The sequence below is a fragment of the Leucobacter komagatae genome (assembly GCF_006716085.1).
GTDB classification, from domain to species: domain Bacteria; phylum Actinomycetota; class Actinomycetes; order Actinomycetales; family Microbacteriaceae; genus Leucobacter; species Leucobacter komagatae.
In genome coordinates this window covers 2,370,789-2,394,497 of record NZ_VFON01000001.1, presented here as the reverse complement: position 1 = coordinate 2,394,497, position 23,709 = coordinate 2,370,789, and the positions used below count along the sequence as shown (strand labels likewise).

Annotated in this window: 25 protein-coding genes; 15 read left to right on the top strand and 10 right to left on the bottom strand. The window is 67.8% G+C overall.

The features are described from left to right. Positions 1 to 20 precede the first annotated feature (20 nt). Positions 21 to 1,565 (top strand): cytochrome b/b6 domain-containing protein, encoded by a 1,545-nt coding sequence (locus tag FB468_RS10935; protein WP_342777252.1) that lies wholly within the window; start codon positions 21 to 23, stop codon positions 1,563 to 1,565. A gap of 52 nt (positions 1,566 to 1,617) precedes the next feature. Beyond that, positions 1,618 to 2,634 carry an MBL fold metallo-hydrolase gene (locus FB468_RS10930; protein WP_141887367.1) on the top strand — a complete coding sequence of 339 codons (1,017 nt, stop codon included), beginning with the start codon at positions 1,618 to 1,620 and terminating at the stop codon, positions 2,632 to 2,634. A gap of 47 nt (positions 2,635 to 2,681) precedes the next feature. On the opposite strand, the gene FB468_RS10925 is transcribed toward FB468_RS10930, so the two are convergent. From FB468_RS10925 to FB468_RS10900, 6 genes are read right to left on the bottom strand one after another with little or no spacing between them, the layout of a single operon-like run. Continuing rightward, on the bottom strand, positions 2,682 to 3,677 hold the full coding sequence (locus FB468_RS10925) for a cation diffusion facilitator family transporter (protein WP_141887366.1): 996 nt from the start codon (positions 3,675 to 3,677) through the stop codon (positions 2,682 to 2,684). Between the two features lie 50 nt (positions 3,678 to 3,727). Then, positions 3,728 to 3,937 (bottom strand): heavy-metal-associated domain-containing protein, encoded by a 210-nt coding sequence (locus tag FB468_RS10920; protein ID WP_141887365.1) that lies wholly within the window; start codon positions 3,935 to 3,937, stop codon positions 3,728 to 3,730. A gap of 55 nt (positions 3,938 to 3,992) precedes the next feature. Further along, positions 3,993 to 4,787 (bottom strand): sulfite exporter TauE/SafE family protein, encoded by a 795-nt coding sequence (locus FB468_RS10915; protein WP_141887364.1) that lies wholly within the window; start codon positions 4,785 to 4,787, stop codon positions 3,993 to 3,995. Positions 4,788 to 4,827: 40 nt separating this feature from the next. Next, complete coding sequence (locus FB468_RS10910; RefSeq protein WP_141887363.1) at positions 4,828 to 6,240, bottom strand: amidase; 1,413 nt, start codon at positions 6,238 to 6,240, stop codon at positions 4,828 to 4,830. A gap of 26 nt (positions 6,241 to 6,266) precedes the next feature. Then, a complete protein-coding gene (locus FB468_RS10905; protein WP_141887362.1) occupies positions 6,267 to 6,758 on the bottom strand; it encodes a hypothetical protein in 492 nt (163 codons plus the stop codon). Next, positions 6,755 to 7,219, bottom strand: a complete 465-nt coding sequence (locus tag FB468_RS10900) for a hypothetical protein (RefSeq protein WP_141887361.1) — start codon at positions 7,217 to 7,219, stop codon at positions 6,755 to 6,757. Before FB468_RS10900 ends, FB468_RS10905 begins: the two co-directional genes overlap by 4 nt. A 347-nt stretch (positions 7,220 to 7,566) precedes the next feature. Between FB468_RS10900 and FB468_RS10895 the strand changes: the two genes are divergently transcribed. From FB468_RS10895 to FB468_RS10875, 5 genes are read left to right on the top strand one after another with little or no spacing between them, the layout of a single operon-like run. After that, positions 7,567 to 8,724 (top strand): metal ABC transporter substrate-binding protein, encoded by a 1,158-nt coding sequence (locus tag FB468_RS10895; RefSeq protein WP_141887360.1) that lies wholly within the window; start codon positions 7,567 to 7,569, stop codon positions 8,722 to 8,724. Continuing rightward, positions 8,721 to 9,521, top strand: a complete 801-nt coding sequence (locus tag FB468_RS10890; RefSeq protein ID WP_141887359.1) for a metal ABC transporter ATP-binding protein — start codon at positions 8,721 to 8,723, stop codon at positions 9,519 to 9,521. The genes FB468_RS10895 and FB468_RS10890 overlap by 4 nt, the downstream gene beginning before the upstream one ends. A 56-nt stretch (positions 9,522 to 9,577) precedes the next feature. Further along, positions 9,578 to 10,474, top strand: a complete 897-nt coding sequence (locus tag FB468_RS10885) for a metal ABC transporter permease (protein WP_141888269.1) — start codon at positions 9,578 to 9,580, stop codon at positions 10,472 to 10,474. Continuing rightward, entirely contained in the window at positions 10,471 to 11,325 is an 855-nt protein-coding gene (locus tag FB468_RS10880) for a metal ABC transporter permease (protein WP_141887358.1), read from the top strand. Before FB468_RS10885 ends, FB468_RS10880 begins: the two co-directional genes overlap by 4 nt. Then, the gene (locus FB468_RS10875; protein ID WP_141887357.1) at positions 11,325 to 11,726 is read left to right on the top strand and encodes a Fur family transcriptional regulator; all 402 of its coding nucleotides are present in this window, start codon (positions 11,325 to 11,327) and stop codon (positions 11,724 to 11,726) included. The genes FB468_RS10880 and FB468_RS10875 overlap by 1 nt, the downstream gene beginning before the upstream one ends. Positions 11,727 to 11,740: 14 nt before the next feature. Here the strand turns inward: FB468_RS10875 and FB468_RS10870 are convergent, their stop codons facing one another. Further along, positions 11,741 to 12,502, bottom strand: coding sequence for an SGNH/GDSL hydrolase family protein (locus tag FB468_RS10870; protein ID WP_141887356.1), 762 nt, complete (start codon positions 12,500 to 12,502; stop codon positions 11,741 to 11,743). 159 nt (positions 12,503 to 12,661) lie between these two features. On the opposite strand from FB468_RS10870, the gene FB468_RS10865 reads away from it, so the two are divergent. Beyond that, the gene (locus FB468_RS10865; RefSeq protein WP_141887355.1) at positions 12,662 to 13,450 is read left to right on the top strand and encodes a MerR family transcriptional regulator; all 789 of its coding nucleotides are present in this window, start codon (positions 12,662 to 12,664) and stop codon (positions 13,448 to 13,450) included. A gap of 13 nt (positions 13,451 to 13,463) precedes the next feature. Here the strand turns inward: FB468_RS10865 and FB468_RS10860 are convergent, their stop codons facing one another. After that, the gene (locus FB468_RS10860) at positions 13,464 to 14,282 is read right to left on the bottom strand and encodes a hypothetical protein (protein ID WP_141887354.1); all 819 of its coding nucleotides are present in this window, start codon (positions 14,280 to 14,282) and stop codon (positions 13,464 to 13,466) included. 80 nt (positions 14,283 to 14,362) lie between these two features. Further along, complete coding sequence (locus tag FB468_RS10855; protein WP_141887353.1) at positions 14,363 to 15,139, bottom strand: FadR/GntR family transcriptional regulator; 777 nt, start codon at positions 15,137 to 15,139, stop codon at positions 14,363 to 14,365. A gap of 100 nt (positions 15,140 to 15,239) precedes the next feature. Here FB468_RS10855 and FB468_RS10850 point away from each other — a divergent pair, with 100 nt between their 5' ends. Further along, positions 15,240 to 15,794 (top strand): YbhB/YbcL family Raf kinase inhibitor-like protein, encoded by a 555-nt coding sequence (locus FB468_RS10850; RefSeq protein WP_141887352.1) that lies wholly within the window; start codon positions 15,240 to 15,242, stop codon positions 15,792 to 15,794. Positions 15,795 to 16,015: 221 nt separating this feature from the next. Here FB468_RS10850 and FB468_RS10845 read toward each other — a convergent pair whose 3' ends face one another. Continuing rightward, a complete protein-coding gene (locus FB468_RS10845) occupies positions 16,016 to 16,624 on the bottom strand; it encodes a TetR/AcrR family transcriptional regulator (protein WP_141887351.1) in 609 nt (202 codons plus the stop codon). A gap of 134 nt (positions 16,625 to 16,758) precedes the next feature. Here FB468_RS10845 and FB468_RS10840 point away from each other — a divergent pair, with 134 nt between their 5' ends. The 6 genes from FB468_RS10840 (at position 16,759) to FB468_RS10815 (ending at position 23,648) form a co-directional block, all read left to right on the top strand. Next, positions 16,759 to 17,880 carry a DmpA family aminopeptidase gene (locus tag FB468_RS10840; RefSeq protein WP_141887350.1) on the top strand — a complete coding sequence of 374 codons (1,122 nt, stop codon included), beginning with the start codon at positions 16,759 to 16,761 and terminating at the stop codon, positions 17,878 to 17,880. 37 nt (positions 17,881 to 17,917) lie between these two features. Continuing rightward, positions 17,918 to 19,339 carry an APC family permease gene (locus tag FB468_RS10835; RefSeq protein ID WP_141887349.1) on the top strand — a complete coding sequence of 474 codons (1,422 nt, stop codon included), beginning with the start codon at positions 17,918 to 17,920 and terminating at the stop codon, positions 19,337 to 19,339. Between the two features lie 213 nt (positions 19,340 to 19,552). Then, positions 19,553 to 20,629, top strand: a complete 1,077-nt coding sequence (gene hisC / locus FB468_RS10830; protein ID WP_141887348.1) for a histidinol-phosphate transaminase — start codon at positions 19,553 to 19,555, stop codon at positions 20,627 to 20,629. A 64-nt stretch (positions 20,630 to 20,693) separates the two neighbouring features. After that, positions 20,694 to 21,626 (top strand): ABC transporter permease, encoded by a 933-nt coding sequence (locus FB468_RS10825; RefSeq protein WP_141887347.1) that lies wholly within the window; start codon positions 20,694 to 20,696, stop codon positions 21,624 to 21,626. A 2-nt stretch (positions 21,627 to 21,628) separates the two neighbouring features. Then, positions 21,629 to 22,420, top strand: a complete 792-nt coding sequence (locus FB468_RS10820; RefSeq protein ID WP_141887346.1) for an ABC transporter ATP-binding protein — start codon at positions 21,629 to 21,631, stop codon at positions 22,418 to 22,420. Positions 22,421 to 22,655: 235 nt separating this feature from the next. After that, positions 22,656 to 23,648, top strand: a complete 993-nt coding sequence (locus FB468_RS10815) for an ABC transporter substrate-binding protein (protein WP_141887345.1) — start codon at positions 22,656 to 22,658, stop codon at positions 23,646 to 23,648. Positions 23,649 to 23,709: the final 61 nt, after the last annotated feature.

The following is a 23,709-nucleotide window of genomic DNA, read 5'->3' as shown; positions in this document are numbered from 1 at the left end:
CTGTCGAGGCTGCAGGTGCTGTGGACGCTGCAAGTGCTGAGTCAGCCCAGCCCGCTGCGGCTGCCGGCGCCGCCGCTGACGCCGGGACCGTGGCGGAGCTGAGTTCCGTGCCGCTTCGACGTGGCCTGCCTCGCGTCGCCGGGGGAGACCCGTGGCCGCCCGAGGGCTTTGCGCCCGCCGGCACCGCAGCCTCGGCTGCTGCTGTGCCGGGCGCCGCTGTGCCAGGTGCCGTTGAGACGACGCACTCCGCCCCGGCCGCCCAGGCTCCTGGCGTTCCGGCTTCGGCCCCCGCCACTCCCGCGAGCGCCGAGGCCCCTGCGGGTGCGCCCGCTCCGGCAGCAGCCTCCGTCGCCGCGCCGGTTGTGTTTGGCACGACCCCGCTTCGTCGGGGCCTGCCGCGCGTGACCGGCGGCGATCCGTGGCCGCCGGAGGGCCTTGCGCCTGAGCGTGCGGCGGCTCCTGCCGCTGCGGCACCGACTCCTGCAGCGCCTGCTCCTGCGGCGCCCGCCACACAGGCGCCAGCACAGACAGCACAGGCACCGGCCGCGCATGCTCCCGCTCCCGCGCAGGCCGCCGCAGCTACCGCGACGCCTGCGACTCCAGCCACTCCCGCCACGGCGGCTGCGAAGCCCGCGGCTCCGGCGAAGCCAGCCCGCGAGCCGAGGATGATTGGCTCGCGCTCGCTCTCACAGTGGGTGAAGCTCGGGTCGCTTGGCATCGTCGGCCTCGTTGTACTCGCCGGTGTCATCGTGCTCGCCGCTCGCGGCGTGACCACGCTTCCTGGCGTGCCCGAGTTCGTCGAGCGCTATCCGGGCGAGTACCACCCGGCAGTTGAGCCCGACGAGGGCTTCCCCGCCTGGGCCCGATGGACGCACTACCTGAACCTGTTCTTCATGGTGCTCATCGTGCGCACCGGGCTCACGGTGCGGCACCAGCAGAAGCCCGACGCGTTCTACACCCCGAAGAAGGGTGGGAAGAAGATCTCCATCCACCTGTGGCTGCACACGAGCATTGACCTGCTCTGGCTCGCCAACGGTGTGATCTTCGTCGTGCTGCTCTTTGTGACTGGCCACTGGGCGCGCATTGTGCCGACGAGCTGGGACGTGTTCCCGCACGCGGCCTCGGCCATGCTCCAGTACCTCACGCTCGATTGGCCGGTTGAGAACGGTTGGGTGAACTACAACGCGCTCCAGCAGCTCATGTACTTCATCATCGTCTTCATTGCGGCCCCGGTCGCAGCGATCACGGGTCTGCGCATGAGCGAGTGGTGGCCGAAGAACAACGAGAAGCTCGACAGGGTGTTCCCGGCCCCGCTCGCGCGGGCGCTGCACTACCCGACGATGCTGTTCTTCGTGTTCTTCGTGATCATCCACGTGTTCCTTGTGCTCACCACCGGCGCGCTTCGCAACCTCAACCATATGTACGCTGGCAATGACGGCACAGGGTGGTTCGGGTTCTGGATGTTCACGGCGGGGCTCGGCGCGATCGCGCTGGCCTGGTTCCTGACGCGGCCGCTGCTCGTGGCCCCGATCGCGAACCTGTTCGGTAAGGTCAGCAACCGCTAGTAGCCCGCGCGCTCGGAAGCGCGCGCACCACACCACATCAGGAGGCACGGCAGTGGATCCCGTTCGCACAACAAGCGATAGCCAGCGCGAGGCGCTGCGGGCAGGAACGCTCCCCGAAACGGAGGAGATCCGCCCCGGGATCCACGCCATCGCTCTCGACATGCCGGGCATGCAGCCGCCCTACGCCTACAGCTACGCGATCCTCACGGGCGGTGACTCGCGGGCGGTGCACATCGTCGATGCCGGGCTCGACACTGACGAGAACTGGGCCGCGTTCGCCACGGCGATCGCGGGTCTCGGGCGTGAGCTCACGGATATCGCGACGGTGACGCTCACGCATCTGCACTTCGACCACACCGGCCTCGCGAACCGCATCCGAGAGGCCTCGGGCGCGACGGTGCGCATGCACCGTGAAGAGGCCGCCGCGATCCGCGAAGGCTTGCAGTTCTCCGCTGGCCACGACGTCGGCGACATGCTGGGTGAGTGGGGAGTTCCCGAGGAGTGGCGTGACCAGCTTCTGGCGATCGCGAACATGCGCGCTGATTTCGGGTCGGCGGTCATCATCGACGAGGAACTCGTGGACGGCGACGAGCTCGACTTTGGCTCGTACCGGGCGACGGTGATCCACACCCCGGGCCACACCACCGGGCACATTTGCCTCGCGATCCCGGCTGCGGGCGCGGTCTTTACCGGCGACCACGTGCTCCCGCTCATCAACCCTGGCGTCGCCCTCGGCGGCAAACGTACCGCCGACCCGCTGGGCGAGTACTACGGTTCGCTCGAGAAACTTGCACCATACGCTGATGCGGAGGCGCTGCCGGGCCATGGCTTCCGGTTCGCGCCGCTCGGCACCCGTTGCGCCGAGATCCGTGAGCACCACGAGGCCCGCACGCGGCAGGCCGCCGAGCAGCTGGCTGAGGTGCCCGGGCTCACGGTGTGGCAGCTCGCGAGCAAGCTCTCGTGGACGGGCGGCTGGGAGAACCTGCCGATCGTGTCGCGGGTGTCAGCCCTCGCGCAGAGCGACATGCACTACGCGCGCGTCATGAGTACGGGCGCGGCCCACCTCTAGCTGGCGAGGCACCTGCCGGCTGGCGTCGCGCACGCCGCGCAAGCTCGCTAGTCGTGCGTGCGTAAGCTCGGGATGTCGTGGCTCTCGGGTTCAATCTGCAGGGTTGAGTGCCCGACGTTGAAGTGCTGTACGAGGCACGCCTTGAGCTCGTCGAGCACGTCGTGGTACCCGCGCTCGCTCCAGGAGTCGTCGGTGATCGTGACGTGGGCGGAGAACGCAGGCACCCCCGAGGTAATCGTCCAGGCGTGCACGTCGTGCACCTCGACAACGCCGGGCACGGCGAGCATGTGCTCGCGCGCGGCGTCGACGTCGAAGTCTTTCGGGGTCGCCTCAAGCAGCACCGAGACCACGTCGCGGAGCAGACTGTAGGCGCGCGGCGCGATGAGTAGCGCGATCGCGATAGAGGCGATCTGGTCGACGACCATCCAACCCGTGAACGCGATGATGATGCCAGCGACGATCACCGCGAGCGAGCCGAGGAGGTCGCCGAGCACCTCGAGGTAGGCGCCGCGAACGTTCAGGCTCTCCTCCTGACCGGAGCGGAGGATGAGCAGCGAGACTAGGTTTGCCGCCGCGCCGATGACCGCGGCGATGAGCATTGGGGTTGACTGCACTTCGACCTCCGAGCCGAAGCGGGAGATCGCCTGCACAAAGATGACGACGGCGATCACGCCGAGCACGATGCCGTTTGCGAGGGCTGCAAGCACCTCGACACGTAGGTAACCGTAGGTGCGCTTGGAGTTCGCGGGCAGCGTCGCGATGATGCTCGCGAGCAGCGCGATCGCGACTCCGGTCGCGTCGGTGAGCATGTGCCCGGAGTCTGCGAGAAGCGAGAGTGACTTCGAGATGAACGCGCCGACGATCTGTACGAGGAACACGCTGAGCGTGATCGCGAGTACGAGGATCAGGCGCTTCCGGTGCTTGCCCGTCGCCGTCGCGGCCCCCTCGAGGCCGTGCGAGTGGCCGGCGTGGCTGTCGCCGCTGCCCTTGGGGGTGTGCGGATGGCCGGGGCTAAACTCCGGTGCGCAATTTGGCTCGTCCATGCTTCGCATGTTACCCGCCTTCGCTTCTCGTGTCGTTAGGCGGGATGGTGCTACGCAGCGGTTGCGGCGTATCCTGCCTCGTCGACGGCCGCGATGACCGCAGCCGCGTCGATGGGGCCCTCGGACTCGACGCGCAGCGTGCCTGTCGCCGCGCTGACTTCGAGACCCGTGACGCCGGCGACAGCGCTGACCTCCTCGCGGACGTGGTTCTCGCAGTTGCCGCAGGTCATTCCGGTGACGGTGAAATCGGTCGTGTGCATGGGTCAACGCTATACCCCGTAGGGGTAAGCGGGCAACGTGGCCGCTGTGGGCCGGTCAGGCGATGAGCAGGTACAGTGCGCCGAGCGCCGTGCCCACAATGACCGCCCACTCGAAGGTCTGCTGGCGTATTCGAGACGCGACCCAGCGCCCAAGCACGGCGCCCGCAACAACCCCGTGTACTAACAGCATGTCGAGCTCGAGTGTCTCCGGGGTGATGAGGCCGAGCCCGATCGAGATCGGCAGCTTTGTGAGGTTGATCGCCGCGAAGAACCACGCCGCCGTGCCGAGGAACGTTTTTACTGGCAGGCGGGCCGACAGGAAATACAGTGACATCACCGGGCCGCCCGCGTTCGCCACCATCGTCGTGAAGCCGCCGAGCGTGCCAAACCCGGCGCGCGCCGCGAACTGCGCGGGCGACGCGGCTGCGGCGGTGGAGGGATCCTGAACCGTGGCACCGCCCGCCCCCGACCGCCGGCGCCAGTTCTGCCACAGCGTGACGCCGATCAGTACGAGCAGGATCGCGCCGATCACCCTGCGCACGGACCCGTCGTGGGCGAGGGCGAGAAAGAGCGCGCCGAAACCGAGGCCTAGGGCGGCAAACGGGATGAGCTTTAGGAGCGCGCGCCAGTCGGCGTGGCGGCGATAACTCACGAGCGCGAACACGTCGCCGACCATGAGCAGCAGGAGGAGCGCCCCGGTCGACGCCTTCGCGGGCAGCACCGCCGCGAAGATAGCGATCGAGATCGTGTTGATGCCCGGCAGCGCAGTCTTTGAGATGCCGACGAGCATCGCCGCGAGAAGCAGCAGCACCCAGGAGTGGGCGGCAAGCTCGAACGTGGGCGAGGTCATGCGCCCAACCCTACCGACGAACTGGGAACAGCCGAGCGGGCTAGCGGGTGAGCTGTTCGGCGAGCGCGAGGAGCTGGGCCTCGCTGCCCGGCCTGCCGATGAGCTGCACCCCGTGGGAGAGGCCGGCGGCGTCGGTCGTGATGGGAACGGCGATTGCCGGGAGGCCTGCGACGTTCACCATCGACGTGAACGGCGTGAACTGGCACTGGGCCGCGTAGTCTTCGGCGGGCGGCAGGGAGCTGAACGCGCCGATGAGGGGCGGCGCTGCCGCGAGCCCCGGGGTCAGCACGATGTCGGTTTGCCCCCACATTTCGCGCACCTCCCTCCCGAAGCCGCGTAGGCGCGCCGCGCTCTCGCGGTGCTGGGGGAGCGATCGTGCGAGCGCCCGCCCGCGCATTTCGCGAGTGATTGGTGCGAGCTTCGCGGCCTGGGCCTCGGTCATTTCAATGAGTGAGAGGCCCGCGATCCACCCCTTCGAAAAGAAGTCGAAGTACTCAGGGTCATAGCGGAAATCGGCGGCGTCAACGCGGTGGCCGAGACCGGCGAGGCGCTCGGCGGCGAGCTCGTAGGCGCGCAGCGCGTCGGGGGAGAGCCTCACGTCTATCGCGGATTCGAAGGGAGACGCGGTGCTCGCGGCGACCGTGAGGCCCGCAACCTCGCCGGCGCGGAGCACCGCGCGCTCGTGATCGCCGGTGGGCCGCGTGGCGGCCGAGCCCGGCGCGGTCATCGCGTCCATGAGGATCGCGGCGTCGAGCGGCGTGTGGGCGAGCGGCCCGGAGACCGTGAGGATCGGAGCGCCAAAGCTGTCTTCGTACCCGTTCGCGACGTCGCCGGGTACCGCGCCGAGGCCCGGCTTGAGGCCGATGAGGCCGCAGGCGAGCGCGGGGATGCGGATCGAGCCGCCGCCGTCGCTGCCAGGCGCGACGGGGAGCAGGCCGGCGGCGACAGCCGCCGCGGATCCACCGCTGGAACCGCCGGGGGTGCGCTCAGGGGCGAGCGGGTTGCGGGCCGGGGGTGCGAGGAGATTTTCTGAGTAGCAGTTGAGGCCGAACTCTGGCACCTGGGTCTTTCCGAGCGACACGGTGCCGGCGGCGCGGAGCGCGGCGACGACGGGGTGGTCTGCCTCGGCGACCCGTGGGGGCTGCGCGAGCGTGCCGAATGTGGTGACGGCGCCCGCGACATCGACGATGTCTTTGTGCGCGAGGGGCATGCCGAGGAGGGGCGGCAAGCTCGGGGCGTCTTGCGCACTGGCCCGGAGCGCGTCTGCGGCCCTCGCTTCCGCAAGCGCGCTCTCGGCGGTCACGGTGACGAACGAGCCGAGGTCTTCTCGGTCGGCGATGCGGGCGAGGAAGTGCTCTGCGGCCTCGACGGCGCTCACCTCGCCGTCACAGAGAGCGCCGCGCAGGGCGGCGGCGGAAGCGAACGGTCCGGTGGAAGTCGCGACGATGCCCATGACGTTGATAGTACGCGTACGGGCGGCTACCGGACAGTGAGGAGGTATTCGTAGCCCGTTTCGACGCGCCACACCGACAGCGCGTACTGCCGCGTGTGCTTGGCCCCCTCGAGCGTCGCCTCAAGGCCCGTGTGCAGGTCGCCCGGTGTCGAAGCCATCGCGACGCTTTCCTTCGGCGTCACAATCCCTGCGATGAGCACGTCGTCCTCCGTCGTGAGCGCGTAGATGGTGGCCTCGTCTTCCGTGACCTCAAGGACGCGCAGGGTGTCGAGCTTCGGGGCGTCGTTCATGAGCACGCCGCTGAGGAGGCCCGGCGATGCTTCGATGTGCTCTTTGACCGCTTCGGTCGCGGTATCCAGGGAAGCCGCGGCAGCCCGGGTTGCGATGTCGTGACCGAGCTGGATCGAGAGCCCGCCCGCAAGCACGAGTGCTCCAAGCACCCCCGCGGTCATCGCCGCTGCCGACCCAATGCGACGACGGGGTCTGAGGTTCGTGGGAGCCTCCGGGCGCTGAGTCACTGCTTCACCGTGAACGTGTGGTCGTAGGTGGCGCCCGTACGCCGCACCGTCAGCTCATAATTGCGGGGAGTGTCGTCGACCCGGTTCATCGTTTCCATCCACACCCAAGTGCCGTCTGCGGGTGCAATACTCGTGGCGCCGCCGCCCGGCGGGACAAAAACGCCCGCGCCGAACGAATCGTTCGTCGTGCGGAAGGCGAAGGCGATCGCCCCGTCGTCCGCGCGCTCGAGCACCACCGCAGTTTCGGGCCGGAGCTCGCCGATGCGGTCGATCACGTGTTGGGGTGCGAAGGACTGCTCGATGTGAGCGAGCACGTTGGCTGGGGCCGGCTCGAGCTTCGGGGGGATGGCAGCAACGACCTGCACGACGAAGGTGACGAGCAGCGCGAGCGCGCCGAGGATCGCGAGGGCCATCGTGATTGCCGGGGCGATGTGGCGCCGGGCGTCTTGGGGTGTCGACACTGTCACTCCTTTGTGTGGCGGTGGGGCCATCGTAACCCGGGTTGGGGGTGGATGGGGCTGCCTCTGCCTCTGCCTCCGCCTCCGCCTCCGCCGGGGTCGCCGCTTCCGCCTGTGATCGACCGAAGGTATGCCCTTTCCGGCGGGCTGCCGCATGTCTTGTGCAGAAAACATGCGGTGGGACTGACCCGGTGGTGGGACTGGCCGGGCGGTGGGGCTGGCCCGGTGGTGGGGCTGGCCGGGCGGTGGGGCTGGCCCGGTGGTGGGGCTGGCCTGGGGTGGACCGCCTTGTTGCGAACGGTTCTCACATGCGCATAGAATGAGATCCGTTCTCATTTAGAAAGATGCTCATGTCACGTACCCCCGCACTCCGCCGTTCTGCTCTCGCCGCCTCTGCGCTCGCCGCAGCGCTCGCCCTGAGCGCCTGCAGCCCCGCAACTGGCAGCGGTGGGAGCGGCGAGGGGCTCAACGTGGTCGCGACCACGACGCAGCTTGCCGACTTCGCGCACCAGATCGGTGGCGAGGACATCTCGCTCACGGGTCTGCTGCAGCCGGGGGCATCCGCCCACCACTTCGACCCGTCACCGAAAGAGCTCGTCGCGCTGAGCCAGGCCGATGTACTCATCATGAACGGTGCCGAGCTTGAGGGGTTCATCGACTCGGCAATCGAAGCGTCGGGGTTCAAAGGAACGCTGATTACCGCCGCTGACGGGATCGACCTCGCCGAGGCAAAGGAGATCACCGCCGAGGGCGAGCTTGAGGCCGAGACCGGCGAGGCCCCGGATCACGCGGGTCACGATCACGCCGATCACGCTGACCATGATCACGCTGACCATGGCGCGCACGACCACGAAGCCGCGAGCGCCGACGAGGCGCACGAGGGCCACGAGCACGGTCACGAGGGTGACGAGCACGACCATGACCACGGCGACCTGAACCCGCACATCTGGACATCGCCCCGCTACGCCGAGGGCATGGCGGCCGAGGTCGCTCGCGGCCTCGCGCAGGCCAACCCCGCGCACGCGGCCGACTACCAGAAGCGCGCAGCCGACTACGAAGCGCAGCTGCACACCCTCGACGGGTGGGTCGCCGAGCAGTTCGAGCGGGTTCCGGCAGCTGACCGTGTACTCGTGAGCGGGCACGACTCGCTCCGCTACTACCTGCACGACTACAACATCGCTTACGCCGGCGCGATCATGCCGAGCTTCGAAGACAACGCAGAACCGAGCGCGGCCGAGCTCGATGCGCTCAGCGCAAAGATCAAGGAGCGCGGTGTGAAAGCGATCTTCGTCGAGTCTTCGATGAGCCCGAAGCTCGCGAAGACGATCGCCCGCGAGACCGGGATCACGGTCGTTGACGGTGATGCGCTCTACGCCGACTCGCTCGGCACGGCTGACAGCGACGCGGAAACCTACATCGATGCGACGCTGCACAACACGCGCGTTATTCTCGAAGCTTGGGGCGTGACGCCGGGCCCCGTTCCGAACGGTTTGGGGGAGACCGCATGAGCGACGACGCACACACCGCACTCGAGCTCACGGGTGCCGCCTTCGGGTACGGGGGCGAGACGCGCGTCGAAGATCTGACGCTCAGCGTACCCACGGGAGCGGCCGTCGCGCTCATCGGGCCCAACGGGTCGGGCAAGTCGACACTGCTTCGCGGAATCCTCGGCCTCGCAGACCTCACCGCTGGTTCCGTGAGAGTGCTCGGCTCGTCGCCGGAGGCAGCGCGCCGCAGCGTCGGAACGCTCCCGCAGTCTGACGCGCGAGATACGAGCCTGCCCGTTACCGTGCGCACGGTCGTCAGCATGGGCCTGTACCGTGAGTTCGGCGCCTTCGGCAGGATCGGCAAGACCGGGCGCGAGGCAATCGCGAGCGCGATTCGCCTCGTGGGGCTTGAGGCGTTCGCCGGCCGCATCTTCGGCGAGCTCTCGGGTGGTCAGCAGCAGCGCGCAATTCTTGCGCGCGCACTGGTCTCGAACCCGCGCCTCCTGCTGCTCGACGAGCCGTTCAACGGCCTCGACCGCGAGAACCGCGAGATGCTGCTCGACCTCGTCGCGCGCCAGCGGGATGAGGGCCGCACGGTCATCGTGTCGACTCACGACCTTGAGATCGCTAAGGCTGCCTGCACGCACGTGTTGCTGCTCGCCAGCGGGCACGAGCCCGGTGAGCCCGGCCACCCGGCGGCGTTCGGCACACTCGAGGATGCGCTGACGCTCGATGCGGTGCAGCACGCCTTCCACGACTCCACTGTTGAGCTCGATCAGCACACGGTCACGACGACGCGAGAGGTCGACGCGCCGTGAGTGGGTGGCTCGCTCAGGCAGCCCCGGGGCTCGCGAGTATCTTCGCGCTCCCTTTCATGCAGCGTGCGCTCATCGCGATCGCCGTGCTCGCGATCGCTGCGGCGGTTGTCGGGGTGTTTATCAACTTCCGAGAGCTTGAATTCGTGAGCGATGGGCTCGTGCACGCGGTCTTCCCGGGACTCGTCATTGGGTCAGTCGTTGGTGGTACCGCCGGGTTGCTGCCCGGCGCAGTCGGCGCGGCTCTCGTCGCCGCGCTGCTGTTCACGCTGCTCGGCCGCGCGGGATCCCGGAGCTCAGGCAGCATCGCCGCCCGTGACGCCGGTATTGCGGTTGTGCTCACCGGGCTGTTCAGCCTCGGGATCGTGCTCGTCTCACGGGGTGAAAGCTACGTTTCGCAGCTGCAGGAGCTCCTGTTCGGGCGGATTCTCACGGTGACCGAGGCGCAGCTCACGCAGATCGCCGTCGTGGCGGTCATCGCGATCGCGATCGTGCTCGTCACGCGCCGCGCGCAACTGTACCGGGCGTTCGACCCCGCTGGCTTCGAGGCCGCAGGCTTCAGCGCGTTTCGCACCGATCTCGCGCTGAACGTCGCCGTCGCGCTGCTCGTCGTCGCCGGCGTGCAGGCCCTCGGGGTGCTCATGGTTGTTGCGATCCTCGTCGTTCCCGTGGCAGTCGCGAGGCTCGTCACCCGGAAGCTGTGGCTGCTCGCTCCCGTCGCGGCGCTCGTGACCCTTGCCGCTGGCATTGCGGGCCTGTGGGGCTCGTTCGAGTGGTCACTCCGCGGCTCCGTCTCGGCGTCGCCAGGCGCGCTCATCGTGCTCGCGCTTGTCGCACTCTACGGCGTCGCAGTCGCGGGCTCGGCGTCCGTGCACGGTGCGAAGCGGGCCCGCGCGCGTCGGATCGCGGCGGCAGCACCTCCGGTGCCGCGCCTGAACGCGGGGGTGTGCCCGTGAGTTACTTTGCAATGGCTGCGCTCGAACTCGTGCTGCTTGGCCTGCTCGCCGGCGTAGCCGGCACGCTCATCGTATTCCGCGGCCGCTCGTTCTTCGCGATCGCGCTGAGCCACGCGACATTCCCCGGCGGCGTGATCTTTGCCCTCGCTGGGTGGAACCTGCTCATCGGGCAGGCGCTATTCGCCGCGCTGCTCGTGCTGCTCATGGGCTGGCTGTCTCGAATACCAAGGCAGGGCGGCCAGGTCTCGAGCGGGATCGTGCTCGCATTCGGGTTCGCGCTTGGCGCACTCCTCTCGAGCGCGAACCCCGGCCTCGGCGTGCCCGTCGACGCGCTGCTCGTCGGGTCGCCGCTCAGCGTGACGTTCGTCGACATCTCAGCGACCGCCGCGGTGCTTCTCGGCTCGCTCGTCGCGCTCGCGGTGTTTGGCAGGCGGATCCTCTTCCACACGTTCGACCCTGCCGGGTTCACGGCAGCGGGCTTCCGCTCGGGTCCCGTGGAGTTCGTCGTCGTGGGCATCATCGCGGCATCTGTCGTCGTCTCGATGCCAGCGGTGGGCGCGATCCTGGGTGTCGCGATCCTGATCGCCCCCGCCGCCGCGGCGCGGCTGCTCGCCCCGACGGTCGCGTGGGTGCCGCCCATCGCGGCCGCGCTCGGCGTCGTGAGCGGGCTGCTCGGGCTGTGGGCGTCGCGCGAGTGGAATATCGCTGCCGGTGGCTCGATCGGCCTCGCCGCGACCGCGATCTATGTGCTCGCGCTGGTGGCATCGGCGTTCCTCAGACGACGCTCGAAGCCGCTCTCCGCTACCGTAGAGAGGAAGAGTCCTGCTGCAGTGATCACGGGAGGTGAGTGATGCAGCCGAAGCGAAACACCTGGCAGCGCGAGGCGGTGCGCGTCGAGCTCGTTGACGCGCCCGGATTCGTGAGCGCGCAAGAGCTCCACAGGCGACTCAAAGAGGGCGGCTCCACCGTCGGCCTCGCGACCGTCTACCGAGCGCTCGCGCACCTCGCGGAGGTCGGAGACGCCGATTCTCTGCAGTCACCCGAGGGCGAGACCCTGTTCAGGTCGTGCGAGACCTCGGCCCACCACCACCACCTCGTGTGCCGCCGCTGCGGCGAGACCCGCGAGCTTGCGGCGACGGTCGTCGAGGAGTGGGCGGGCCGCGTCGGCGCCGAACACGGCTTCACCGAGATCGGACACGTTGTCGACCTGTTCGGGCTGTGCCCGGAGTGCTCGGCGGGGCAGGGCGCGTAAGCCGGCCGGTTGCCCTAGCCGCGCGGGGCGATCGTCACGAACTCGGGGTACTTCGCCGTGCGACCATCGCCGCTTGAGCGGCCGGTCAGCCTCCGCCCGATCCAGGGCAGCACGTGCTCGCGGGTGTACCGAAGCTGATCGCGCGCTGTCGGCGCCGCCTTCGGTGGTGCCGTGGTGACCCAGTCAGCGGGGGCCTCGTAGCCGAGGGCACCGAGCACATTCGCGGCGACCCGGTGATGACCGACCGGGGCGAGGTGCAAGCGGTCGATCGACCAGTACTGGCTTCCCGCGAGTTCGGTGTCGCCCCAGTTGTTCGAAAACCTGACACCGAGGCGGGCGGCGACGGCTCCTGCAGCCTCGGTGAGCTCGCTCCCCTTCCTGCTGACGCTGCCGCCCGAGGGGAGCCCGCCGGTCGGGTTCGCGCCGGCAAGCAGTAACGGCTCGATCCCTGCCTGTTGAATGCGCGAGAGCGCGCCCTCGGTCGCGGCGATGATCGCCGCCATGTCCGTGCCCGGCCGCAGCATGTCGTTGCCGCCGCCGTTGAAGCTCAGGAGGGTTGGGCCGAGCGCAATGGCGGGCTCAAGCTGCTCAGCAAGAATCGGGGCGAGGAGCCTGCCGCGGATCGCGAGGTTTGCGTACTCGATGGGCTCACCGGTCGCGTCTGCGAGGCCCTGCGCGACGAGGTCGGCCCAGCCGCGCACGCTGCCGTCTGGCTGCTCATCGCCGACGCCCTCCGTGAAGCTGTCTCCAATAGCGACGAAACGAATGGCTGCCATGGCCCCAGCCTACGCCCGGTTCGGGGCCAAGCTCCCCGGGCGGGGTCGCGGCGGGCAGGATCATATTCTGGCGCACCGCTTGACCTTGACGTAACGTCAACTTTTAACGTGTTGTACGAGCGCACAGGGTGTGCGACTCAGGCGCAGGAAGGAGCGGCCGTGGAGTATTCGATCCAGGAGATAGCGCGCGCAGCGGGCACGACCTCGCGCACGCTGCGGCACTACGACGCGCTCGGGCTCGTCAGGCCCTCGCGCGTCGGGCACAACGGGTATCGCTTCTATGACGACCGTGCGCTCGTGCGGCTGCAGCGCGTGCTGCTGCTCCGCGAGCTGGGCCTCGGGCTCGACCGGATCGCCGATGTGCTCGCGGTGCAGGACGCGGGGTCGGGCGAGCAAGCGCCCGAGGCCGCAGAGGCCCGGGTGCTCGGAGCCCATCTCGAACTGCTCACGCAGGAGCGGGATCGGGTCGACCGCCAGATCGGCGCCGTGCGGCGAACGATCGCTGCGCTCACCACACAACACGATGGGAATGGGCTCATGGCAGCCAATATGTTTGACGGATTCGACCACACCAAGCACAAAGACGAGGTGATCGAGCGCTGGGGCGAGAACGCCTACGCGGAAAGCGACCGCTGGTGGCGTGGGCTCGGCGACGAGGGGCAGCGCCTGTGGAAGGAGCGGGTGCAGGCGCTCAACGCCGACTGGATCGCCGCGGCGGCCGACGGCGTGGCTCCTGCCTCTGAGCGGGCCCAGCAGCTTGCCGCCCGCCACGTCGAGTGGCTTCGCGGGGTGCCCGGCGCGCCCTCGGGCGACGCGTTCACCCCGTACGTTCGGGGGCTCGGCGAGATGTACGTCGCCGACGAACGGTTCGCTGCGAACTACGGTGGGGTGGCCGGAGCAACGCTCGTGCGCGACGCGCTGCACGCCCACCTCGGCGATCGGGGCTGATGGCTGCGCGGCCTTAACCGGCAGCGTCAGGGCGCTCGCCGAGTGGCTCTGCCATCTCTGCCGCCTCTGTCGCCTCAGCTGAAGAAGGTGCCGTGGGGGCCGGAAGGATGCTGTCGACGAACTCATCCGGGCTCATACCTGCGGCCGCGGCTGCAGTATTGATCCGCTCGACGGAAGTAAGTGAGAGGCCCAGCCCGCCCGCCGCGGGCCGTGTTGGCGACGCCGGCTGGGCCCTCCGCAAGATGAGTGACACTGTTGGCAACACGACCGTGCCGAGCGCCGCGAGGATCCACACGACTCCCAACGCCCGAAGGTAGGTATCGAAGTTCGCGAACTCGACATCCCAGACCGGCAGGAGGGTGAGCACGACGCCCACGGCGATAAGTCCGAGCGTCGCGAACAGCGCGACCCGAACGGTGGCGGCGCGATGCCCGGCGAGGAGTAGCAACAGCGATGCGATCGCGAGCGCCGCTGTCACCGTGGACGCAGTCGCCGTGAGCCGCCAGGTCAGGTCACCCCAATCCGACCTACCCCACACGAGCATTAGGCACCAGCCGAGGCTCGCGATGGCGACGACGATCGTGACCCAGCCAAAGGCCTGCCAGGCACGCGCGAGGAGCGTCGCGCCGCACAGCACGGCCACGCCGAACGTGCCGATGAGGGCGGTGCTGAGCAGCACCTCGAACACTGGCCCCGTGTCGACGTCGCCGAACAGCACGGTGATCCCTGCGAGCGCCGCCGCCGAGAACGACACGATGATGACGACGACTACCCACCGGCGGATTCGCTCGGCGAGCGGCCGTGGTTTCCCTGAAACAGCATTGATGACCACCAGGTGTTCTCCTGTTCTGCAGCAGCTTGCGGCCACTCTACTGAGAGCCGCTGGTCTGCTGGAGAATATGGTCGCCGCGGTTAGACCGTTGCGGGGCGCCCGTCTCGCACGTCGTCGATGCGCTGCTGCTGCTCGGGGGTGCGCGCGAGCGGCGGTACGACCTCTTGCTGCTCGTTCACGATGACAACGTCGTGGTCAACGTGATCGACCATCGCGTGGACGGCGTCGATGAAGTCCCGCTTGCGGATCGCTTCGAGCACCCGCTGGTGGTCACGCTCCATCTCAGCGCCCGTAGCGACGTTCGCGAGGCGACCGCGGTGTTGCGGGGTGCGCAGCTGGTCGTTGATGCCGGCGTAGAGCGCGGCGAGCAGCCGGTTCTTCGCTGCGTCGAAGATGAGCCGGTGGAAGCGGCTGTCGAACGCGCCGTCACCAGAGTCCGTCAAGCTGAGCACGGGGCAGCGCGAGCAGCCGACCTCTTCGATCGTCGCCTGTTCGAGCGCGGCGAGGTCTTCGTCTGAGCGGTGCAGGGCGGCCTGCTGGGCGGCCTCGATCTCGAGGGCGCGGCGGTAGCTCAGGATCTCTTCGAGCGAGAAGTCAGCCAGAAACTCGTCGAGCAGGGAGCTCGTCGGCGACGCGGAGCGCACGAAGGTGCCGCGGCCCGGGGCCGTCTCGAGCATGCCCATGCTTGCGAGGGAGCGCACTGCCTCGCGCACCGTCGAGCGGCCGACGCCCATCTGGTCGGCGAGCTCTGGCTCGATCGGGATCCGCTCGCCAACCGCCCACTCGCCCGTCGAGATCTTGCGGCGAAGGTAGGAGAGCGCACCACGTGCGCGCTCGGAGCCGGTCGTGACTGCCATGCTGCACTCCAATCCGCATCACTGCTGCATCGCTGATATTCAGCCCAGTCTATCGGGTGGCAGCTATCCAGAACGTGTGTTCCCGGGTAGCGTAGCGAGCATGACAAGTCACCCGAGTCGCGGCGCGCTGAACCCGTACGCCGGGATGCCGGAGAAACCAGGGTTCACCCTCGCAAGCACCGACATTCAGGATGGCGAGCCACTGCCCGCCGAGCTGTACGGCGAAGGCGCTGGCGGGTCGAACCGCTCACCGCAGCTGAGCTGGTCGGGTTTCCCCGCCGAAACCAAGAGCTTCGCAGTGACGTGCTTCGACCCCGACGCTCCCACGGGCTCGGGCTTCTGGCACTGGGCGGTCGCGAACATCCCTGCGAGCGTCACCGACCTGCCCGCGGGCGCCGGGGCCCCTGGCGGCGCGCTGCTTCCCGAGGGCGCGATCACGATGCCGAACGAACAGCGCGAGCCCGCGTTTGTCGGCGCCGGGCCGCCCGAGGGCACCGGAGTGCACCACTACTGGTTCGTCGTGCACGCGCTCGACGTCGAGCACATCGACATTGACCCGCAGGCGACGCCTGCGGTACTCGGCTTCATGATGCGCGACGCGGTGCTCGCTCGCGCGATCATCGTGGCGACGGGCGAGTTTGGCGGCGCTGCCTAGGGGGCTTCTGCCGCCCTCAGTGCTTTCCGCCCTCGCTCCAGCCGCAAGACCTGTGATCTGCAGAAGACATGCCCACCCAGCAGGTGGTCGGCATTCGAACTGCAGATCACAGTTCTTCGGCGCCAGGGGGCACGTGGGGCGCAGAACTGCACAGCTGCACAACTGTAGAGCTGCACAGCTGCACAACTGTAGAACTGTAGAACTGCAGCCGGCCTGTCGAGCTAAGCGGCGGGCGCGCCCAGGTTCGTGACCGAGTCGGCGTAGCCGCGCATGAGGTTGAGTGCAATGTTACGGCTGATCTGCGGATCCCTGGCGACGATGCGATACCCCAGGTAGTCCTCCATCGACATGAGGGTCATTGCAATCTCGTGCGCGTCCTGCCGCAGCTGGAACACGCCGCGTGCCTCGCCGTCCGCGAGCACCGACGCGTAAAGCCCGACCTGGCGGTGGTAGATGGACTGCACATCGGAGCGGTTCTGGAGGTTGAAGCCGGCGTCGAGAATGGCCATCCAGATGACCCGCCACTCGGCGTCTTCTGGCCCGGTCGGCAGCCCCGCGCTCATGAGCTGTTCGAGCCGCACCGCGGGGTCAGAGTGCTCCTCAAGGAGTGCGAGCCTGTCGTGATAGAAGCGCTTGTCAGAGCGCTGCGCGAGCTCTGCGATGAGCGTTTCGATGTCGGGGTAGTAGTACCTGACCGCGTTCGCGGTGACCCCGAGAGTCGCGGCAATCTCGGGAATGGTGATCTGGGCCAGGTCTGATCGCCCGACGAGCGTGATCGCCGCCTGATGGATGTCTTCACGGCGTTGGGCCTGGGTGTTTGGTCGCGCCACCTGGCTCCTCCCATTCAGACGACAGTGTTGCCCCCAGCGTAGCGAGAAGCGGGGCGGTTTCCGGCTACCCCTTGCGTTTCTGCCCGCAAAGGCTCATTATTTTCCTACAGTGCAAATAACTTGAGGATGAGTACATGCGAGCACGCGACCTTGGCATCACGATCGGGAAGAACCCGACCGGCCCACAGAATTCGATCACTGACGTTCCGGGCGTAACGGTGGGGATGGTGACGCTCGGTGGTGTGGAAACGGCGGGGGAGCCGTCAGCGGTCAACACCGGAGTCACCGTCATCGTTCCCCACGACGGCATCTGGGACGAACCCGTGTTCGCGGGCACCCACCGCCTCAACGGCAGCGGCGAGATGACGGGGCTTGAGTGGGTGCGCGAGTCCGGCGAGCTCACCTCACCAATCGCGCTCACCAACACCCACAGCCTCGGGGTCGTGCGCGACGCGCTCGTGAAAGAGCAGGTAGCGAAGCGCGGGCCCGGCAGCTACTGGTGCCTCCCCGTTGTCGCCGAGACCTACGACGGACAGCTCAATGAGATCAACGGTCACCACGTGACCGAAGAGCACCTGTTTAAGGCGCTTCGTAGTGCGACCTCGGAGCTCCCAGCCGAGGGCAACACCGGCGGCGGGACGGGCATGATCTGCCACGAGTTCAAGGGAGGGTCAGGTACGTCATCGCGGACCATCGAGACGTCGGCGGGTACCTTCACGCTGGGAGTGTTCGTGCAGGCTAACCACGGCAGGCGCGAACGGCTCAGCGTGAACGGCGTGCCCGTCGGCGCCATCATCGGCGCGGACGCAGTGCCCCTGCCGGAGACACCGCGGCACTACGAACCAGGATCAGGATCCATTGTCGTTGTCGTCGCGACCGACGCCCCCTTCCTCCCTCACCAGCTCGACAGGCTTGCGCAGCGCGCCGCGCTTGGGGTCGGCAAGATGGGTGGTGCTGGCGAGCAGTACAGCGGCGACCTGATGATCGCATTCTCGACGGGCAACCGCGGCATCCCACCGTACGCCTGGGACGAGAATGCGGCGACCGAGCGCGCCAAGATCGATGTCTCGATGATGGCACCGCAGCTGATGACGGCATTCTTCGACCTTGTTATCGAGGCGACAGAGGAGGCAATCCTCAACTGCATGGTGGCCGCGAACACCCTCACCGGCCCGTTCGGGGTCACCGCCCATGCGATTGACCACGACATGCTCAAGCGGGCCATGTCTGCGGGGCCGCGGGCAGACGGCCACTAACCCAACGATTCACCTTCCCAGCGACAAAGGAGCCGCTATGAGTCACACGAAGCAACCAGAGCAACCGCAACGACTGCAGGGACGCCTCGGCACAGCCGGGATCGTATTCATGGTCGTCGCGGCCGCCGCGCCCCTCACCGTCATCGGTGGCAACATGCCGCTTGGCATCGGCCTTGGGAACGGCGCGGGCGCGCCCGTCGGATTCCTCATCGCCGCACTGCTGCTGTTGGTGTTCTCGATCGGGTTCGTCGCGATGACGCCGCATGTGAAGCAGGCGGGCGCGTTCTTCTCGTACGTCACGCTCGGACTCGGCAAACGGCCGGGGATGGGGATCGCCGTCGTCGCTCTCGTCGCCTACACCGCCATCCAGGCTGGAATCTACGGCTACATCGGCTGGGCTATCGACGACACGATCAGGTTCTACGGCGGCCCCAGCATTCCGTGGCCGCTGTACTCGCTCGTGACGTTGCTCATCGTTGCGTTCCTGGGGTACCGGCACATTAACCTGAGCGCGAAGGTGCTCGGCATCGCCCTCGTGGCGGAGATCAGCATCGTTGTGCTCCTTGACCTCGCAATCATCGTCCAGCCCGGCCCCGCGGGCATCACGTTCGAATCGTTCGCGCCGAGCACGTTCCTCAACGGGGCGATCAGCGTCGCGATTCTGTTTGCGCTCACCGGCTTCATCGGGTTCGAATCGACCGCGGTGTTCCGCGACGAAGCGCGCAACCCCGAGCGGACTGTGCCGAGGGCCACGTACATCTCGGTGCTCATTATCGGCGGGTTCTACGCCTTCACCTGCTGGGCGTTCGTCGTCGCGATCGGGCCAGACTCCGTGCTCGACGTCGCCCAGCGCACCCTCGCTGGTGAGGGCAACATGCTGCTCGACACCACGAACGACTACCTCGGCCGCATCGGTCGCGACATTGTCAACGTGCTGCTGCTCACCAGCCTCTTTGCCTGTGTGCTTTCGTTCCACAACGTCATCGCGCGGTACCAGTTCGTGCTTGCGGGCCTCAAGGTGCTGCCGGCGCGCCTGGCGCAGATCCACCCGAAGCACGAGTCACCCTCGACCTCGTCGCTCGTGCAGTCTGGCACGGCGCTCGCCGTGCTTGCGGTGTTCGCGCTCTTTGGCGTCGACCCACTCGTCGGGGTCTTCGGATCGATGGCGGGGGTCGCGACCGTCGGCATGACGATCCTGATGTTTACGACCTCGCTCGCGGTGATTGTGTACTTTGCGCGCAACCCCGAGCACCGTCAGGGCCGCACTTGGCGCACGCTTGTCTTCCCCGCGCTCGCCTGCGTTGGGCTCATCGGGGCGATGGCCTTGGTGCTCTCGAACTTCACACTCGTGACGAGCAGCGGCGTCGGATTGAGCACGATGCTCGCGTTCATTCCGTTTGTTGCCTTCATCGTGGGGTGGATCATCGGAACGAAGAAGCGGGCGATCCTGCCAGGGTAGGCGGGGTAGGCGGGGTGAACCCGGTTCCGCCTCCCCCCCCGTTTGGTATGCAATCGACGTTGGTTATGCCGGCAGACCGCACGGGGAGGCCTTTCCAACGTTGATCTGCGACAGAGGCGGTGCCGGTGTGCCGAAAGCTGTGGCGCAAGCGGTGGTGGGCGGCTCTCCCCGGTGCGTAGGATTGACGCAGCCTCTTTGAAAGCGAGTTCCCTCATGTCAGTGTCGATCCGTTCTGGGTTCGAGAGCATCCCCTCCTACCGCGCAGGAAAGCCCGCGCAGCTCGGCCCGGACGGCCTGAGCGCGAAGCTCTCGTCGAACGAGAACCCGTACGATCCGCTGCCGTCGGTGCTCGACGCGCTCGCCGCAGCCCTCCCGGCGTCGGTAAACCGCTACCCGAGCATTGCGGCCCCCGAACTCACGGCCGCACTCGCGGCGAGACTCGACGTGGCACCCGAGAACATTGCGTTCGGCGCGGGCTCGGTTGAGGTCGCCTCGCAGCTCATCCACGCGCTCGCGGGGGCCGGCGACGAGGTCATGTACGCGTGGCGGTCGTTCGAGGCCTACCCGATCCTCGTCCAGCTCGCGGGCGCGACGCCCGTGCAGGTGCCGCTCACGGCCGACGGTGGCCACGACCTGCCCGCCATGGCCGATGCGATCACCGACCGCACGAAGCTCATCTTCGTCTGCAACCCGAACAACCCGACGGGCACGACCGTCACTCAGGCCGCCGTCGAAGCGTTCATGCAGCAGGTCCCCGAGCACGTGCTCGTCGTGCTCGACGAGGCCTACGTGCACTTCAATGTCGACGCTGATTCGGCGGTCGGCCTCGACTTCTTCAAGCGCTACCCGAACGTCGCGGTGCTGCACACCTTCTCGAAGGCGTACGGCCTCGCCGGGCTCCGCGTCGGGTACGCCGTCGCCCAGCCCGAGGTTGCCGACGCGCTGCGCAAGGCGGCGGTGCCGTTCGCACTCAGCGCCCTGGCGCAGGCTGGCGGAGTCGCCTCGCTCGCCGCGGAAGACGAGCTGCAGGAGCGCATCGACGTGCTCGTCGCCGAGCGCGAGCGCATGACGACCGAGCTTCGTGCGGCGGGGCTGCCCGTGCTCGACTCGCAGGCGAACTTTGTGTGGGCTCCCGCGGGCACCGCGAGCGACGGGATCGCAGAAGTCTTCGCGAAGCGCGGAGTTTCGGTACGCTGCTTCTCAGGTGATGGGATTCGCATCTCCATCGGTGCGCGTCATGAGAATGACGCGGTGATCGAGGTCTCTGCGGCTGCGGCAACGCTGCTGTAGGGGCTACTCTCGGCTTTCACGCCGGAGCAGACGAGCATGAACACTACACAGTAGGAGGCGCGAATTGATTGGCGCAATCGAAGTTGGACTTCTATACGGCATTTTCGCCCTCGGGGTATACCTCACCTTTCGCGTGCTCAACTTTCCCGACCTCACGGTTGACGGCAGCCTGACGACGGGCGCCGCGACCGCGGCCGCCCTCATCCACGCCGGGCAAAGCCCGCTGCTCGCGACGCTCGCGGGCGGGGTGACGGGCATGATCGCGGGCGCGGTCACCGGGATCCTGCACACAAAGGGCAAGATCGACGGGCTCCTTGCCGGGATCCTGACCATGATTGCGCTGTGGTCGATCAACCTGCGCATCATGGGGAAGTCGAATTTGCCGTTCCTCCGCGAGGAGACGCTCATCAGCCCGCTGCGCGAGGCTGGCTGGATGGGCAAGACCTGGTACGTCGTGCTCATCTTCCTCGTCGTCGTATTCGCGATCAAGCTGCTCGTCGACTGGTTCCTGTCGACCGACCTCGGCCTCGCGATCCAGGCGACGGGCAACAACGAGCAGATGATCCGTTCGTTCGGTGTGAACACCGACGGCATGAAGATTCTGACCCTGTCGATCTCGAACGGACTCGTCGGGCTCGCGGGCGCGCTCATCGCGCAGTACAACGGTGTTGCAGACATCAGCATGGGCATCGGCGTGATCCTTGTCGGCCTCGCCTCCGTGATTCTCGGCCAGGCGCTCCTTGGCCAGCGCTGGATCTGGCTCGCCACCCTCGCTGTCGTCGTCGGCGCCGTGCTCTACCGCATCATCATCTTCGGCGCGCTGCGCATCGGGTTCAACCAGGACGACATGAAGCTCATGACCGCGCTCCTCGTGATCGCGGCGCTGCTGCTGCCGCGCTGGGGCTTCCTGAAGCGCATTCCGTCGTTCAAGAACCGGGGCAACAGACGCCCCGAACCGACACCCCAGCCCGCCGCGGCGACCACGACGGGAGCGTAATCGTGCTGAGCATCTCCAAGATTTCAAAGACGTTCTTCGCGGGCACCGTCAACGAACGCCGCGCGCTGGTCGACCTCAACCTCGAGCTCGCCGAGGGCGACTTCGTGACCGTGATCGGCTCGAACGGCGCCGGCAAGTCGACGCTGCTCAACACCATCTCGGGCCGCTACTTCGCCGACTCGGGCTCGATCAGTATTGACGGCTCGCCGGTGTCGAAACTGAAGGAATTCAAGCGGGCGCGCTTCGTCGGCCGTGTGTTCCAGGACCCGATGGCGGGCACCGCACCCGACCTCACGATCGAGCAAAACCTCGCGCTCGCACTGCAGCGCGGCAAGCGTCGCGGCCTGCGCCGGGGCATCACGAAGGCGCGCCGGGCGGAGTTCGCCCGCGAGCTCGAGTCGCTCGAACTCGGCCTCGAGAACCGTCTCAGCGCGAAGGTGGGCCTGCTCTCGGGCGGTCAACGCCAGGCGCTGTCGCTGCTCATGGCGGGGTTCACGCAGCCGCGCATCCTGCTGCTCGACGAGCACACTGCCGCGCTCGACCCGCAGCGCGCCGCGCTCGTGACCGACCTCACCGAGCGCATCGTCGCGGAGGGGAACCTCACGACGCTCATGGTGACGCACAACATGGAGCAGGCGCTCAAGCTCGGTAACCGGCTCGTCATGATGCACGAGGGGCGGATCGTGTTCGAAGCAAGCGCCGAGGAGAAAGCGAAGCTCACCGTGCCGATGCTGCTCGCGGAGTTCGCGAAGATCAAGGGCGCAAGCTTCGACGACAGGGCGCTGCTGGCGTAGGGGTGCCGCGGGGCCGGTGGGCCGCGGTGCCGGCGGGCTGCGTGGCCGACGGGCCTGCGGGGCTGGTGGGCCCCGCGGCCAGCCCCGGCCCCGTCTCGTTTGCGTAACTGTTGCGCAGCTGTGTGCCGAGTTGCCGGGGCCTGTCGCGGTACGATGCTGGAAACGGCGGAGCCCTCGCCGTCTTCCCCTGCCGTTGCGGTGTTGCAGCGGCACACTCACGAAGGACCGTTTTACTATGCGACTGACCTCGTTCCGCCGCTCAGGCATCGCGCTCGCCGGCCTCGCCGCTGCAGCACTCACGCTGAGCGCCTGCTCCAGCCCCGCCGCAACCGACTCGGGAGACGAGGCGAAGGCCTCGTACAAGATCGGTGTGAGCCAGTTCGTGCAGCACCCCGCGCTCGACGCAGCCACAGCCGGCTTCAAGCAGGCGTTTGACGACGCTGGCGTGAAGGTTGAGTGGGACGACCAGAACGCAAATGGCGACCAGGCAACCGCCGTCACCATCGCGCAGAACTTCGCCTCCTCTGACCTCGACCTCGTGCTCGCCGTCGCGACGCCGGCAGCGCAGACCGCGGCACAGGCGATCACCGACAAGCCGATCCTCTTCACCGCAGTCACCGACGCCGTCGAAGGCCAGCTCGTCGAGTCGAACGAGAAGCCCGGCGGCAACGTCACCGGCACGAGCGACCTCGCGCCCTTCGACGAGCAGCTCGCGCTGCTCAAGGAGGTCGCCCCGGGCGCGAAGAAGGTCGGCATCGTCTACGCCTCGGGCGAGGTCAACTCGCAGGTGCAGGTCGACGCTGTGACTGAGGCTGCGGGCCCGCTCGGCCTCGAGGTCGTCACGAAGACCGTTACCACCGCGAACGACATCGCTGCGGCGACCGAGGCGCTCGGCGACGTCGACGCGATCTACGTGCCGACCGACAATATGGTCGTCGCGGGCATCGCCTCGCTCGTGCAGGTCGCTGAAGACAAGCAGATCCCTGTCATCGGCGCTGAGGCCGGTACCGTCGAGGGCGGCGCGGTCATCACGCTCGGTATCGACTACACGAAGCTTGGCTACCAGACCGGCGAGATGGCACTCAAAGTGCTCGAGGGTGCCGACCCCGCGACCATGCCCGTCGAGGTCTCGAACGAGTTCGCGTACGTCGTGAACGAAGACGCCGCGAAGCGGATGGGCGCAACCATCCCCGAGGCGATCCTCGCAGAGGCCGAGAAGGTCGAATAGCCCTTCCGGCTCTGCAGCCCGAGAGCCCCGCCCGCCGAGAGGTGCGCGGGGCTCTCGCGTG

Bases quoted from the DNA above. Each gene is read 5' to 3' on its own strand.
- FB468_RS10925 (WP_141887366.1), bottom strand. From the start codon at position 3,677: ATGGACGAGCCAAATTGCGCACCGGAGTTTAGCCCCGGCCATCCGCAC.
- FB468_RS10920 (WP_141887365.1), bottom strand. From the start codon at position 3,937: ATGCACACGACCGATTTCACCGTCACCGGAATGACCTGCGGCAACTGC.
- FB468_RS10915 (WP_141887364.1), bottom strand. From the start codon at position 4,787: ATGACCTCGCCCACGTTCGAGCTTGCCGCCCACTCCTGGGTGCTGCTG.
- FB468_RS10910 (WP_141887363.1), bottom strand. From the start codon at position 6,240: ATGGGCATCGTCGCGACTTCCACCGGACCGTTCGCTTCCGCCGCCGCC.
- FB468_RS10895 (WP_141887360.1), top strand. From the start codon at position 7,567: ATGTCACGTACCCCCGCACTCCGCCGTTCTGCTCTCGCCGCCTCTGCG.
- FB468_RS10890 (WP_141887359.1), top strand. From the start codon at position 8,721: ATGAGCGACGACGCACACACCGCACTCGAGCTCACGGGTGCCGCCTTC.
- FB468_RS10885 (WP_141888269.1), top strand. From the start codon at position 9,578: ATGCAGCGTGCGCTCATCGCGATCGCCGTGCTCGCGATCGCTGCGGCG.
- FB468_RS10875 (WP_141887357.1), top strand. From the start codon at position 11,325: ATGCAGCCGAAGCGAAACACCTGGCAGCGCGAGGCGGTGCGCGTCGAG.
- FB468_RS10870 (WP_141887356.1), bottom strand. From the start codon at position 12,502: ATGGCAGCCATTCGTTTCGTCGCTATTGGAGACAGCTTCACGGAGGGC.
- FB468_RS10855 (WP_141887353.1), bottom strand. From the start codon at position 15,139: ATGGCAGTCACGACCGGCTCCGAGCGCGCACGTGGTGCGCTCTCCTAC.
- FB468_RS10850 (WP_141887352.1), top strand. From the start codon at position 15,240: ATGACAAGTCACCCGAGTCGCGGCGCGCTGAACCCGTACGCCGGGATG.
- FB468_RS10840 (WP_141887350.1), top strand. From the start codon at position 16,759: ATGCGAGCACGCGACCTTGGCATCACGATCGGGAAGAACCCGACCGGC.
- FB468_RS10835 (WP_141887349.1), top strand. From the start codon at position 17,918: ATGAGTCACACGAAGCAACCAGAGCAACCGCAACGACTGCAGGGACGC.
- hisC (WP_141887348.1), top strand. From the start codon at position 19,553: ATGTCAGTGTCGATCCGTTCTGGGTTCGAGAGCATCCCCTCCTACCGC.
- FB468_RS10815 (WP_141887345.1), top strand. From the start codon at position 22,656: ATGCGACTGACCTCGTTCCGCCGCTCAGGCATCGCGCTCGCCGGCCTC.